The organism is Epilithonimonas hominis (genome assembly GCF_003730015.1).
In the GTDB taxonomy this organism is placed as follows: Bacteria; Bacteroidota; Bacteroidia; order Flavobacteriales; family Weeksellaceae; genus Epilithonimonas; species Epilithonimonas hominis.
Map to the genome: position 1 here is coordinate 116,234 of NZ_RJTU01000034.1, position 13,566 is coordinate 129,799.

Sequence of the window (13,566 nt, forward strand, 5' to 3'; positions counted from 1 at the left end):
AACTTCGGAAAGAAGTTAGTTTTTTTTTTCTAATCGGAAATCACAACGTTTGTTCCCTTCGTATGCGCATTCATTTGTGGTGCATAGTAGTTTTGAAGTGTTGTAATGCCGTTAGAGAATTTTCCGCTCGCATTAGCAACATAATCGTATTCGAAAACATATTTTCCTTTCGGCATATACTCGATGTAGAAGTTGGTGGAAGCATCTTTTGTGGATTGGTAATAACCTAAATTATTTTTCCATTGGTAACTAGAAATCACATCCAGCGGTTCAAAACCTACAGCTCGCATATCTTTCAGATGAATGAATTCCATATTTCTATCCGTATTCAGAATCATTCTCACAGTGATTTTATCACCAACTTTAATAGGCGAATTTTCATTGATTTTAATTAATTGTTCCCCATTTTCAGTTTTCACTTTTTTGTACAATTCTTTAGAAATCGAAATATAACTTTCCGAAGATTTTATTTTATCAAGGTCTTCATAATATTGCCAGAACAAACCGCCTTGAACAATTCCTGCACTTTCTTTTTTAATAGTAACGGTTGAAAGATTTTTATCCAAGTTATCAGAATTAATCGATTGTTTAACATAACCTGTCGCTTGCGTTTGCGGAATCAATTGTTTTCCGCCCCAAATGATTTCTGCTTTGTCACTTTCATTAGAAGTCCAAGATTTCCCTGAATTCAAAATGGTAAAAATAACTTCCGCTGTTCCTCTGGAACTTCCCCAGGAATTGACTTCTTTTTGAGTAATTAGCCAGATTTTCATTTCTTCGATAAAGTTTTCATCATTCGGCGTCAGTTTTTGGAATGCTTCAATCGCTCCTGCGTGATTAACGGTTTTGGAAGAATACCAGCCCCAGTCGTTCAGGTTTTGTTTCCAATAAACACCTTGAGTTTCTGATTCTGTCGAAGTTTCTTTAAGATAAGTCATCAGTTTTTTAGAAACATCATTCAATCCATAATTGTTGAATAATAAAGCCGAACGATGCAATCCAAAGAAAGTAAAATCGGTGATTTTTGCGGTTTTTGCTTTTGAAATAATTAATGATTTCAACGAAGTACCTTTTGCTTTCAAAGCATATTCTTTTTCCCAATAATGTCTTGTGTCCAGATAATCGAGAACAAAATTATTCCAAACATTGTCTTTTTTTGTCACACTGAGCGGAGTCGAAGTGTCATAATATTTACTCACTTCATTATCTACATAAGAAACCAGTTTTTTGACCATTTCTTTTTGTTCAGAACTTTGATAATCAGAAACATTTCCTTTAAGCCATTCATTGATTCTTCCTAGATTTTTCAAGATATAAAGCGAAGAGTAATAAGAACTTGGATAACCCTGATACCAGCTGAATCCACCATCTGGATTTTGCAGTTTTACCAACTCTGACCAATCATCATTGATAGAGTTACGCATCATATTGGAATTAAATAGAAGCGAAATTTTCGCCATCTGTTCGGTTTCGTTTTTCGATTCTAAAACCCACGGTGTTTCATCCAGTAATAACTGTTTCAATTCCTGATTTTTCTCAAGATTCGAAGTCAAAAGACCTTTGGATTGATATTCATCAAAAACAGTTTTCGTTTTCGGATTCGCTTTGAAAATCTCCGAAGCCAAAACATCCGCAAACCATTTATTAAAAACAACATCTGCCGAATTATTGATGTCATTTTTCAAACTTGGCAATGCAAACATAATCTCCCAAATAGGATTGGTTGTCAATTCCAAAGTATTGGAAACATTAGTCAGAGTTTTAGAATTCGAGTTTTTTAGATTTTCCAAAGTGAAAGTTTTTGTCTGTCCTTCTTTTACAAAAATCGGAAGCGCATCGGTCACCAACATTCTGTTTGGAAGAATTGCAATCGCCTTTTGCTCACCGTCAGAGAAATTACCGGCTTTCGCAACGATTTTAATAATAATTGAAGATACATTATTCGGCACTTTCAGTTTCCAGGTTGCGGATGTATTCCCATTTGCATCCAATGAAAAAGATTGCTCTTTATTATATCCTGAAACCGCTGTCAATTGAGTGATTCCAAATTTTTCAGTAATATCTTCATTTGTAAAAGCATCCAAAATCTGCAATTGTGCAACACCATTTAATTTTTGATTAACCAAGCTTGAGATTTTAGTCTGAAGATTCAATTCGTCACCTTCCCGTAAGAATCTTGGATAATTGGGTGTTATCGAAAAGTCTTTCTGCGTCACCACCGTTTTTTCTAAAACTGCAGCTCTCGCATCTTTTGTATGCGCCAAAAACATCAGTTTCCATTGTGTCAACGCTTCCGGAGAAGTGAACTCGAAAGAGACATTCCCGTCTTTATCGGTGAGAAGATTGGGATAGAAAAAAGCGGTTTCGTTGAGGTTTTGACGGACTGGGATTTTGTCTAAATCAGTTTTGGATTCTATATTTTGTTCCTTTACAACAGCTGAATCAACTGTCTTAGTAGCATAACTAAGATTTCTACTTTCTTTTTTCATTCCCATTCCAGTTACGACTACTTCTTCTAAACTGGCTTTATCAGCAACAGGTGCTGCAACTGCAAAGGATTCATAAACAATACCGCCATCAAACCAATTAAACTCAGGCGAATTAATATTATAATTTTTCAAAAACGCAACTCTCTTATTATAATACTGTTGTTGAAGATTATTTCTCAAATCATAGGAGCTTTGATAAAACGGAGCATAGAAATTTCTCCAGTACCAGGAATTCACTGCAAACTGATCCAGCGATTTGTCGTACATACTCGCCAGAACTTCGGCTGTCACTCTGAGCGGAGTCGAAGAGTCTTTATCAGCGCCAGAGATTTTTATCGTCCATTTTTCTTTTTGTCCAGGCTGTAATTTGTCCCGGAAAGTAACAGTTTCAATTTTCAAATCATCTTTGCTGTCCGCGATTTTCAAATCAACAGATTCCGTTTTCACATCATTAAAAGCTACCAGTTGGAATTGCAAATTCACTCTCGAGATACTTTCATCTTTCGGAATCATAGTTTCATATTCCAGAATTCCGTTTTTGAGAGATTTGGTTTCAGTTACGGTTTCGCCTTTTCCATTTTGAATAAAAATGTTGACCAAAGCATCAGGAATTGCAGAATAAACAAAAACTTTCGCTTTTTCTCCTCGCTTGAAATCTTGTGTTGGTTTAATCACTTCCAAGAATGGATTTTGATTTTGCCCCAACGATTTTTTATCCCAAACTTTGAAAAATTGCTCCGTTTTTATCGTGTCTTTTCCTTCGATATTATAAAGTTGAAGTTTGTAAGTACCAGCTTGCAATTTCCCCAAGTCTAAGTTGGTTGTCAGTTGTTGGTTGTCGGTTGATAGATTTTTTGTCACACTGAGCGGAGTCGAAGTGTTTTGTACTTTATCAAGAAAAATTTTTTCCACCTTCCAATTTTTCACATCATCATTTTTATCAAATCTGTCGTGAGGGAATTTCTGTACAAATTCTTCCTTAGAAAGTTTTGGCAGATCCTGAACTGCAGAAGCAAAATTATCCCTGAAAATCTGTTTTGGCTCTGCCAGTTTTTCCAGTTTCAGATGATAGGATTTCTGCAGATTCTGGTCGTTATAATTTTTGGTGTCAACATTTAGTTTTATAGCTTCGTCCGAAAAGTAATCTGTCACGCTGAGCCCAGTCGAAGCGTCGTTTGCCGTGATATAATGCGAAACCGAAGCTACTTTCACGTTGGTGTTTGCAGATTGTGTTTCTCCATTGATGTCCGTAACAGAAGCATTAATTGCATAATTATCAATCTGAATTCCTTCCAGCGTTTCGTCTTTTTTCAACTCTATTTTGATGGTAAATTCTCCTTTTTCGTTGGTTTTTACATCGCCAAGAATTGAATTTTCGCTATCATTCCCACGAGGATACCACCAGAAATATCTCCAACGGATATTCTGTTTTTTGATTTCGTAATTTACTGTAGAATTGCTCAAAGGAACACCGGAAAACATTGTTGCTTTTCCTTTCAGTTCAATGGTTTGTCCGTATTTGTATTCGTCTTTTATTGGGTCAAAAGTGACTTCAAATTTCGGACGTTTGTATTCCTCAACTTGGAAATCGGTATATCCAGTGATATCGTAATGAGAATTGTCATCAATGTTATCAAGTCTGATAGAAAAATTACCGTTTAGTTTATTTTTAGGAAGTGTAAAGCTTCCGTTAACAGAACCAAATTCATTAGTTGTCAATTTCAAAGTTTGTAATTCTTCGCTATTGGTATCATACAGAATGATGTTCAATGGAATTTTTTCCAGAGTTTTCACTTTCTGAGTTTCACCATTAATTCCTGTTGCAATGACTTTGAAATAAACAATTTGCCCAGGTCGGTAGATTTTTCTGTCAAGAAAAATTTGTGCAGATTCCTGATTTTCAGATTTGTTTCGATTGCCATAATCATAACCATAAACATTTATCATCGAATAATTGCTTCCGTTTTTCACAAGAAAATTTCTATAATATTCTTTGTTATCAGAATTTGGAATTTGGAAATTTCCGGAAGCATCGGTTTTCAAAGAATGTTTTACTATTTGTTTTCCTCTTACATATTCGACAATTTCAAGGTTTTCGTTGGTAAAAGCTTTTCCATTTTCGTTGTTGACGAGTTTCAGAATATTTCCACCAGAATTGTCATCCTGAGCTTGTCGAAGGGCATCTTTTTTAGAATAAATAATTTTAGAATCAGAAACGATAAAATAGAAATTTCTCTGAACCGAATTTTCCACAACATATTCAGCTAAATAAATTCCTGCTGGAAGAGATTTCAATTCCAAAGAAGTTTTCTGCGTTTTGAAATCCAATGATTCAGGAAGAGAAAATTGGTCTTTTCTTACCAACGATTTTTTCACTTTCGCAAATGGAGTTTTGTAAGAATCAAAAACGTAATTCAGAAAACCTTGTGTGTCGTCTTTAACTTCATATATATTCAAAGAAAATTGCTGAACATTTTTTCCTTCTACAACAACGTGAATCGGTTTGTTAGCTTGAGTTTCATTTTCATAAAAGATATTAAGCTGAGGATTTTTAATCTGATTTTCTTTGTTTTTAATATTATTGATAAATTTCGATTTTGGATAAAGTTCTTGCGCTTTATTTGCCCAAACCAAAGCTTTTTTGTTATCCTCTTTTTGCTGAAGAATCTCAATCATATCATCAATAATCAAGACTTTGTAATCGCCTTTTATAGACTCATCTTCAACCAATTTTTCAAGTTGTTCGAATTTGTCTTTACAATTATTGAATTCACAATTATAATTGATTTTTTGATGTTTAAAATACAATTGAGGATTACCAGAAAGTGAAGCAATTTCCGAATCATAAATGCTATTGATTTTGGTTGAATTTACTTTCAATTCGTTTGGCGTGAAAAGATTTTGATTTCTTAAGAACTCAATATAATTATAGTTGGACCAATCGGAAAGTGTCGGAAAATAGTCTAGATTATCAGAATCGTCAAAAATTTCTTTGTATTTCTGCATCGATATTTTCTTCAAAACAGAATTTTCTTTTTCTAATTCTGAATAATTCTTAGATAAATAATTTTTGAAATCTAGCTTGCTCCAAGTTTCAATTTGCTCTAAATATTGCTCTGCACTGAGCGAAGTCGAAGTGTCAATATTGGTTTTTTGATTGATTTTCCAAGAATTATTTTGATAATAATCTTTGATAAACTCCAAAGTCAGAAGACGAAATAGTTGTTTTTCATCGCCCTTTAATTTGGTTTCTGTGCTTTGGAGTTTCGAAAAGAATTTAGAATTTTCATCATTCTTCGTATCATCATAAGTTTGCTTTGTAATACTGAATTCAGCCTTTAGAGACTTGATAATTTGTATCGCATTATTATCTTTCAAAGCTTGGTTCTGTATTTCGAGAATGATAGGAAGATTGGATTTGTAAGTTCCTTTTTTATAATTGTCCTCGATTTTTTTCCATTGCTGGTCGTAATAGTTTTGAGCAGAAAAATTCATAGTAGCAAATATCAATAAGAATACTAATAAGGATTTTAAGATTTTCATATGTAGATTGTATTTTTTAATCAGTGAACCGAATCACTTTATAAAGATGCATTGTTTTATCGTAAGGTTGGAAAGAGAACTAATTTTTTTGAAATGTAAAGTCTATTAAAATTAATAACCACATAGGCACATAGTTTTTTCAAATTTTTAAGATTAAATAGTTAGACATTTATTTCTATTTTATGTTTTCAAGACTAATAATTTATTTTTTTTATGTGCCTTTGTGGTTTTAGCATTTTGAAGATTTTATTTATTTAGAACATTTTTTCCGACATTTGTTAAATTAATGTCGTTTCTAAATTTAGCAAAAAAATATATTATTGATAGTCAGATTTATGTTTCATTAATGGGAACTTTTCTGGCTGCATTTCTTATGCTGGAGCAAAACATATTCCGCTGGCCAACTTTGCTTTTGATTTTCATCACCTACTTCAGCGGTTATCTTTATACCAAATATCAGTACGACAAAAAGAAGTTTTTAAAGATTCTAGTTTTCAATTGTATTTGCGGAATTATCAGTGTCATTCTCATTCTCAAAAATCATAACGAAATCAGGTTGTTAAAATGGGCTGTGATCGTCGTTATCGGTTTGCTATACAATTCCTTTTTCTTGGAGAAATTTATAAGGAAAATCCCATTACTAAAAATATTTTACGTTGGATTGACTTGGGCTTTAATCAATTCTTGGTTGATTCTTCCTGAATTTAATTGGCCGATTTTTTTAATTTCTTGGCTATTCATTTCGGCTTTGGTTTTACCTTTTGATATTCGAGATATGAAAAGTGATGATGTTGTGACTTTTCCGATTCTGATTGGGATTCAAAAAACTAAATTTTTAGCTTATGCTTTAGTTTTCATTTCAGGTTTGTTGAGTATTTCTCATCTGGATTTGATTTTTTCACTGTGTTTTTTATTGACTACAATTATCACATTTTTATTAATTTATTTTTCAGAAAATGATAATAGGGAAGCTTATTTTAGTTTTTTGGTTGAAAGCTGTAGCGGATTTCCTTTATTATGTTTTTTGGCTTACAAATTGTTATTGCAGTTTTGTTAAAATATCGGAATGTTTCATAACAAATCTATTCTTATTATTCTCGTTTTCCTAAGCTTCTTTTCCGTTGCTCAGGCGCAGGAGAAAAAAGATTCTATCTATTATAAAATTGAAGAATTTTCTGATAAAAGTAAGTTTACAAAATTTCTGCACCGTTTCATATTTCGTCGTGAGGCAGACTCAGCTTCTGTATCTTCCAGAAAAGAAAAACAGTCTCAGGAATCCTATGACGGAAAATTTATCCGAAATGTGAGAATCGAAACCATAGACCCATTTGGATATAATACAAAGGAAAAAAAAGAAAAATCTAAATGGTACGATTGGTTTACCAATCATCTTCATTCCAATACCAGAATATCCACGGTTAATAACTACTTGTTATTCAGAAAAGGAGAAGCATATAATGCACAGAAACTCTACGAATCCGAACGTCTGCTTCGACAGATGAATTTTGTGAATCGAGTCCATATTTCTGTAGAAAACAGCTCCAGCGATTCTGTTGATGTGGCAGTCAAAGTTTTGGATTCCTGGAGTCTAAAACCGAGACTAAGCTATTCCGGAAGTAAAATTGGATTAGGAGTAACAGAAGAAAACCTGCTAGGACTTGGGCACGAAGTTGATTTTCTGTACAGAAATGATTCCAAGGAAAAACAGGATTATTTTTATGGAAGCTATCTTGCCAATAATCTTTTCGGAAGTTATATCAATGCTCAGATCCTCGGCGAACGTGATTTTTTCAAAAATGAAAGAATCAATGTAAGTGCAAAAAGAGATTTTTTCTCGCCACTTACCAAGTGGGCAGGCGGTTTTACCTTCGAATATTTTATGAGAAATGTAGCCTTGCCAATGGAAGACCTTTCTGCATTTCCTGCAGTCCAGATCAAAGTTTATAGCCAGGATCTCTGGGGCGGTTATCAGATTCCTGTTTCGGCAAATCCAGATGAAAGGATATCCAGTAACATCGCTTTAATAGGAAGATTCCAGAATTGTCAATATAAAGACAGTCCGGGAATAAATGAGTTTAATTATTTCCGTTCCTACAATAGTTTTTTGGCCTCAGCAGGATTTATTCAGAGGAAATTTTCTGTTCAGCAGCAGGTTTTTCAGTACGATCTGCCGGAAGATATTCCGTATGGGAATTCATTCAGTCTGACAGCTGGCTTACTATCGAGAAGCAAGGAAGTTGTTCCCTACGCAGGAATTTCTGCTGCTTATGGAGATTTTACAAACGTCGGATATTTCAATATCAAAGCACAGTTTGGACGTTTTTTTAATGAGGGAAAAATTAATCGCGATGCATTTCGGGTAGACGGAACATACTTTACTAATCTGATGGATTGGAAATTTGCCAAGGTTCGGCATTTTTTTCACCGACGCTAGCGTTGGGAAATCCAAGAAATAATTATTCTTACAGAGACCGGATTAATCTTTCTGCTCAAGATGAATTTCCTGTATATAACTATGATTACATTGGGACTAAGAAATTGGTTTTAAGATACCAGCTGCAGTTTTTTATCAATAAAACCTGGAAAAACTTCCACTTCAGTCCGTATATTACAACTGCTTTTGGATGGCTGGGAATGCCGGAAGAAAAACTGTTGAAGACCAATGTTAACACAAAAATTGGGATTGGTGTACTAATCAATAATCCTTATCTGGTGTTTAATCGGATACAACTTTCATTAATGTACTACCCAAAAGTTCCTTTTGATAATAGTTCTGCTTTTGATTTTAACAGCTACAGAAATAATATGATGCCAATGAATTCTTTTGCAGCAGAAGTTCCTCATTTCGTCAATTTCGGAAATTGATTTTGTAATTAAGAAGTTTTATCTTTACTGAAATTTTTGAGTGATGGAAAACATTAATGATATTAAAATAAAACTGATTCAGAAAATCTGTGAATCCGATAATTATTATTTGTTATCCGCTTTCCTCAAGAATTTTGAATCAAAATCTCCCAATATCGTCGCAGAATCTCCATCTATCTACGAATCTGAAAAACCAATGACTGAAGAAGAAGTTGAAGCCTATTTTAAAGAAGAAGAAATAAAATTGCCTGCTGAAATTTTAGAAATTCTAAACATTAGCGAAGAGCAAATTAACAATGGGCAGACTTTTACCAATGAAGAAGTAAATGCATATTTTGAAGAATGGCTAAAAGATTAATTTGGTCGCCTGTTGCGAGGGAAATCCGAAAAGAGATTTTGCAATATTGGATACTCAGAAATAAATCCAAACGCTATTCACAAAAACTGAATATTTTGTTTGAAAATTCCGCTCAACAAATTGCAGATTTTCCTCATTCGGGTATTTCTATTTCGGGCAATGTTTATCGTGGAAAACTCATTAAAGATTATTATATTCTCTATAAAATAAAAGATGATTCTGTTGAAATTCTTTTTATTTGGGATACAAGAAAAGACCCCGCTGACTTATTAAAATTAGTAATGAATTTCAAGTAAATGATTATCAACAAACTTTCACTCATCAATTTCAAAAGCCACTCGGAAAAAGCTTTCCAATTTTCTCCTCAAATCAACTGTTTTGTGGGAAATAACGGCGTGGGGAAGACCAATGTTCTGGATGCACTTCATTATCTTTCTGTTGGAAAAAGTTTTTTGGGAAATTCCGACCTCAATAATATTAAATCAAATGAAGATTTCTTTGTCATCGAATCCGAAATCCAGAATGAGGAAAAGGAAGATCTGATTAAGATTCTGATGCCTAAAGAATCCAAAAAAGTCATTAAGAAAAATGATAAAAGCTACGATAGATTGGCTGATCATATTGGTTATCTCCCAAGTGTGATGATCTCGCCTTACGATTCCAATTTGATTTCCGATTCTGGAGAAAGCCGTAGAAAGTTTTTGGACGCGATGATTTCCCAAACGGATTCCTCTTATCTTTTTGATTTGATTCAGTATCAGAAAACTGTTCAGCAGAGAAATGCTTTGTTGAAGAGTTTTGCTAAAAATCGATATTTTGACAAAGATTCTTTAGAGATTTATGATGATCCAATTTCAAATTTTGGAACAAGGATTTTCGAGAAAAGAAAAGAGTTTGTAGAAAAACTAAATCCAATTGTTCAGCATTTCTACGAAATCATTTCTGGTGGAAAAGAAATCGTGAATGTTATTTATGAATCTCATCTTTTGGATGGCTTCGACTCCGCTCAGCCTGACAGATTTTTTAAGGAACTTTTATCGAGTTCAATTGACAAAGACAGAGCTTTGACCTACACCTCAAAAGGAACCCATAAAGATGATTTGTTATTTGAAATGAATGGGAATTCTATCAAAAAAATAGGTTCTCAGGGTCAGCAGAAATCATTTCTAATTTCATTAAAGCTTGCTCAAATCAACCGAATCAAGGAATTGACTAGAAAATCTCCGATCCTTCTTCTGGATGATATTTTTGATAAGCTGGATGATACCCGAGTTTCCCAATTGATAGAATTGGTGAATAAAGAAAGTTTTGGGCAGATCTTTATAACGGATACGCATAAGGAGCGGACAGAAAACGTAGTCCGAAGAATCAGCGAGGAGAGTAAGATTTTTGAGATTTAAAAAAAACTCGAAAGAAAAGACAATCCTCAACATAGCCCTGATGGGAACGGCATCCTTTTTTGTTATTGCGATTGTTGAAATATTCAATGTATTGCTTCAGGTCGTTCGCAATGACAAAAAAGATATAGTGGACAGCAGGCTGCAAGCTTCTGTCAAAAATACAAACGTCGTGCTCCTAAAAATTACAAATAGCTTGCGTCAAAGGAAAATGGAAGCAAATCTCTAATGGATTTGGTTTTGTAAATTTCTCCATCTAATGAAGCAAAGTAGATTTCGATGCCTTCTTTCTGCTTGGACTCATACTCCAAAATGGACTGTCTGCAAGAGCCGCAAGGCGGAATGGGTGTGGAAGTGAGCGCTTCTTTTGGTGCACCAATTACGAACAGTTTTTTGATCTTAACACCCGGAAAATTAGCAGAAGTCCAGAAAATAGTGGTTCTCTCGGCACATAATCCGGACGGATATGCGGCATTTTCCTGATTACTTCCTGTGATGATTTCACCGTTTTCCAGTAGAACCGCACAGCCTACCCAGAAGTTGGAATAAGGCGCGTATGCCTGGGCACGAACGTTTCTGGCTTTATCAAAAAGTGTTTTTTCTATATCAGTAAGATGGTCGTAATTCGCGATTACTTCAAAATTGATTGTTATCTCTTTTTCCATTTTTTAAAATGAGGGAGGTAAAAATACATTTTTTACGCAAATAAATTAACATTAATCGAAAAAAAACATCTAACAATGATGTTACGACTATTTTCAATGTTGGTTTTTTTCTGTTTTGCGACTCTGGTATCTGCTCAGGAAAAATTGGCGTGGAATGAAAACAGGCAATTAGCCTGGGACGATTTTCAGTCAAAAGATATTGCGATATCTTCCAAAGCAGCGGCTACAACTTTTTGCGGAATCTCTTACTTGCTAAACAGTTCAACCAAAAAATTTACTGCGAGACAAGTCAAAATAGAAGCCTTTTTTGTGCCTTCAAAATCCTGGGCGCATAGAGATCATAAAACGGATTTTGTACTGATGCACGAGCAAAGTCATTTTGATATAGCCGAATTATTAGCCAGAAGGTTCCGGAAGTTAATCAGTGATAAAACAATGGATGCTAAAATGCTGCATAATTACTATGCCCGGATTTATGATGATTACAAGGTTTATCAGCAGGATTATGAAAACGTTACCAGCCACGGAAGAATCCACGAAAAACAACTGGAATATACTGCGAAAATCAACGATGAAATAAAGAAATTGTCAGACTTTAAAATCTAAATTTTCTGTTTTCTTTTTTCTCGGATAATTTCTTTTTATTGTCAATCCTTTTCTGGATCTGGCCTTTCGATGGTTTTGTAGCCAAACGTTTTTTTGGAACAAACAAAGCTTTCTCTACCAAATCCAGCATTTTTTCGGTTACGATTTTTTTATTCTGAACCTGCGTTCTGCTTTCCGACGAGGTCATCTGGAGCAGTCCTTCGGAATTGATCCTGTTTTTAAGTTTTTCAGATATTCTGAGCTTTTCATCAAACCTGAAAGCAGCACTTTCCATCACATTCCAAATCGCAGTTACCGCCGTTTCTACCTTATTCACGTTCTGTCCGCCAGCTCCGGAAGAGCGGGAAGTCTTGTACGTTATTTCTGCGGAAAAATCTTTCATTGCGTTTGGATCATTTTTTTTAATTCGATACGGTTTACTTTTCCGTTGGGCGTTCTTGGAATCTGATCTACAAAAATAATTTCTTTTGGTTTATGAAATGATTTTTTGAATTTTAGATTATAAATTTTAGATTTTAGATTTTCATCAGATTCTCCTTCGATTACGAGAACTAATTTCTGACCTAATTTTTCATCGTCTATTCCAAGAAATACAGCTTCATTTGGAATTTCGTTCTTAACAATCTTTTCTAACTCTTCAGGAAAAATCTTTGCACCGCCGGAATTAATCACATTATCGATTCTTCCCAGAAATCTAAATTGTTTTTTATCATTAATTTCAACCAAATCATTGGTCTGTAAAATCTCTGCATTCAGTTTTGGAGCAAATATTTTTAAACAAGCTCTCTGATCCAAAGAAATATCGACGCCATCAAAAACCGTAAACCAATCTTCCTGATTTGGGAAAACCTGTTTCAAAGCGATGTGGGAAAGCGTCTCGCTCATTCCGTAGGTTTCAAAAATTTTAGTTTGAGAGTTTGAGAATTTGAGGGTTTGAGAAATTTTTTGCTTTAAAGTTTCTGATACAGCTGCGCCACCAATAATTAAGTTTTTAATTAAATGAATTTTGTCTAAAGAATTGTCAACCTGCAAAGGTGTCATTGCACAAAAATCCACTTTCTCGGCAAGATGTTGCAACGGGTTGAGCGATGTTTCTGTTATTATTAATTTTAATTTTCTGGAAATACTTCTTACCACCATCATTTTTCCCGAGATATATTCAATCGGAAGACAGAGTAGGGCAGAGTCACCTTCTTTCAGTCTTAAAAAATCACAAGTCATTTGGGCAGAATTGAGCATTTTTGATTTTTCGATGTCAAAAATTTTTGGAATTCCTGTAGATCCAGAACTCTGAATTTTTACCGTTTTTGACTCCGAAAACCATTCTTTTATGAAGTCTAAAACTTTGGTTTCAAATTCGTTAGATGAGGTTTGGTTGATTGGCGATGCTTTGGAAAGGTCGATTAACATTGAGATGTGTGAAAAATTATTTTATAAAATTATTCATTTTTTTTCATAAAAAGTTTGCAAGTTCAAAAAAAAGCTATAAATTTGCATCACAATAAAACGACAGACCCATGGTGTAACGGTAGCACTTCGGTTTTTGGTACCGCCTGTCGGGGTTCGAATCCCTGTGGGTCTACAAACCACCTTTAGAAATAAAGGTGGTTTTTTTATTTTTTCCGCTCTCTTTTTTTTAGATG

The 13,566-nt window shown here is 34.2% G+C and carries 11 protein-coding genes and 1 tRNA gene; 8 read left to right on the plus strand and 4 right to left on the minus strand.

Annotated features, from left to right (window positions below):
- Positions 1-29 precede the first annotated feature (29 nt).
- Positions 30-6,032, minus strand: coding sequence for an alpha-2-macroglobulin family protein (locus EGH73_RS05050; RefSeq protein WP_123280946.1), 6,003 nt, complete (start codon positions 6,030-6,032; stop codon positions 30-32).
- Between the two features lie 286 nt (positions 6,033-6,318).
- Between EGH73_RS05050 and EGH73_RS05055 the strand changes: the two genes are divergently transcribed.
- The 6 genes from EGH73_RS05055 to recF are packed head-to-tail and all read left to right on the plus strand — an operon-like array spanning position 6,319 to position 10,655.
- A complete protein-coding gene (locus tag EGH73_RS05055; protein WP_123280947.1) occupies positions 6,319-7,089 on the plus strand; it encodes a UbiA prenyltransferase family protein in 771 nt (256 codons plus the stop codon).
- Positions 7,090-7,098: 9 nt separating this feature from the next.
- Positions 7,099-8,466 (plus strand): hypothetical protein, encoded by a 1,368-nt coding sequence (locus EGH73_RS05060; RefSeq protein ID WP_245985423.1) that lies wholly within the window; start codon positions 7,099-7,101, stop codon positions 8,464-8,466.
- Positions 8,424-8,897, plus strand: a complete 474-nt coding sequence (locus EGH73_RS14160) for a hypothetical protein (protein ID WP_245985427.1) — start codon at positions 8,424-8,426, stop codon at positions 8,895-8,897. Before EGH73_RS05060 ends, EGH73_RS14160 begins: the two co-directional genes overlap by 43 nt.
- Before the next feature lie 43 nt (positions 8,898-8,940).
- Complete coding sequence (locus EGH73_RS05065) at positions 8,941-9,255, plus strand: hypothetical protein (RefSeq protein WP_123280948.1); 315 nt, start codon at positions 8,941-8,943, stop codon at positions 9,253-9,255.
- A complete protein-coding gene (locus EGH73_RS05070) occupies positions 9,240-9,551 on the plus strand; it encodes a type II toxin-antitoxin system RelE/ParE family toxin (RefSeq protein ID WP_123280949.1) in 312 nt (103 codons plus the stop codon). Before EGH73_RS05065 ends, EGH73_RS05070 begins: the two co-directional genes overlap by 16 nt.
- A complete protein-coding gene (gene recF, locus EGH73_RS05075; RefSeq protein WP_123280950.1) occupies positions 9,552-10,655 on the plus strand; it encodes a DNA replication/repair protein RecF in 1,104 nt (367 codons plus the stop codon).
- Positions 10,656-10,837: 182 nt separating this feature from the next.
- Here recF and cdd read toward each other — a convergent pair whose 3' ends face one another.
- Entirely contained in the window at positions 10,838-11,317 is a 480-nt protein-coding gene (gene cdd, locus EGH73_RS05080; RefSeq protein ID WP_089771088.1) for a cytidine deaminase, read from the minus strand.
- Positions 11,318-11,392: 75 nt separating this feature from the next.
- Between cdd and EGH73_RS05085 the strand changes: the two genes are divergently transcribed.
- Positions 11,393-11,923 (plus strand): hypothetical protein, encoded by a 531-nt coding sequence (locus EGH73_RS05085; RefSeq protein WP_148041680.1) that lies wholly within the window; start codon positions 11,393-11,395, stop codon positions 11,921-11,923.
- On the opposite strand, the gene arfB is transcribed toward EGH73_RS05085, so the two are convergent.
- Together arfB and EGH73_RS05095 are read right to left on the minus strand one after the other, a co-directional pair.
- A complete protein-coding gene (arfB, locus tag EGH73_RS05090; protein ID WP_089771090.1) occupies positions 11,913-12,305 on the minus strand; it encodes an alternative ribosome rescue aminoacyl-tRNA hydrolase ArfB in 393 nt (130 codons plus the stop codon). The genes EGH73_RS05085 and arfB overlap by 11 nt on opposite strands.
- Positions 12,302-13,333 (minus strand): AMP-binding protein, encoded by a 1,032-nt coding sequence (locus tag EGH73_RS05095; protein WP_123280952.1) that lies wholly within the window; start codon positions 13,331-13,333, stop codon positions 12,302-12,304. Before EGH73_RS05095 ends, arfB begins: the two co-directional genes overlap by 4 nt.
- 101 nt (positions 13,334-13,434) lie before the next feature.
- Here EGH73_RS05095 and EGH73_RS05100 point away from each other — a divergent pair.
- Positions 13,435-13,505 (plus strand) — tRNA-Gln (locus EGH73_RS05100).
- Positions 13,506-13,566 lie beyond the last annotated feature (61 nt).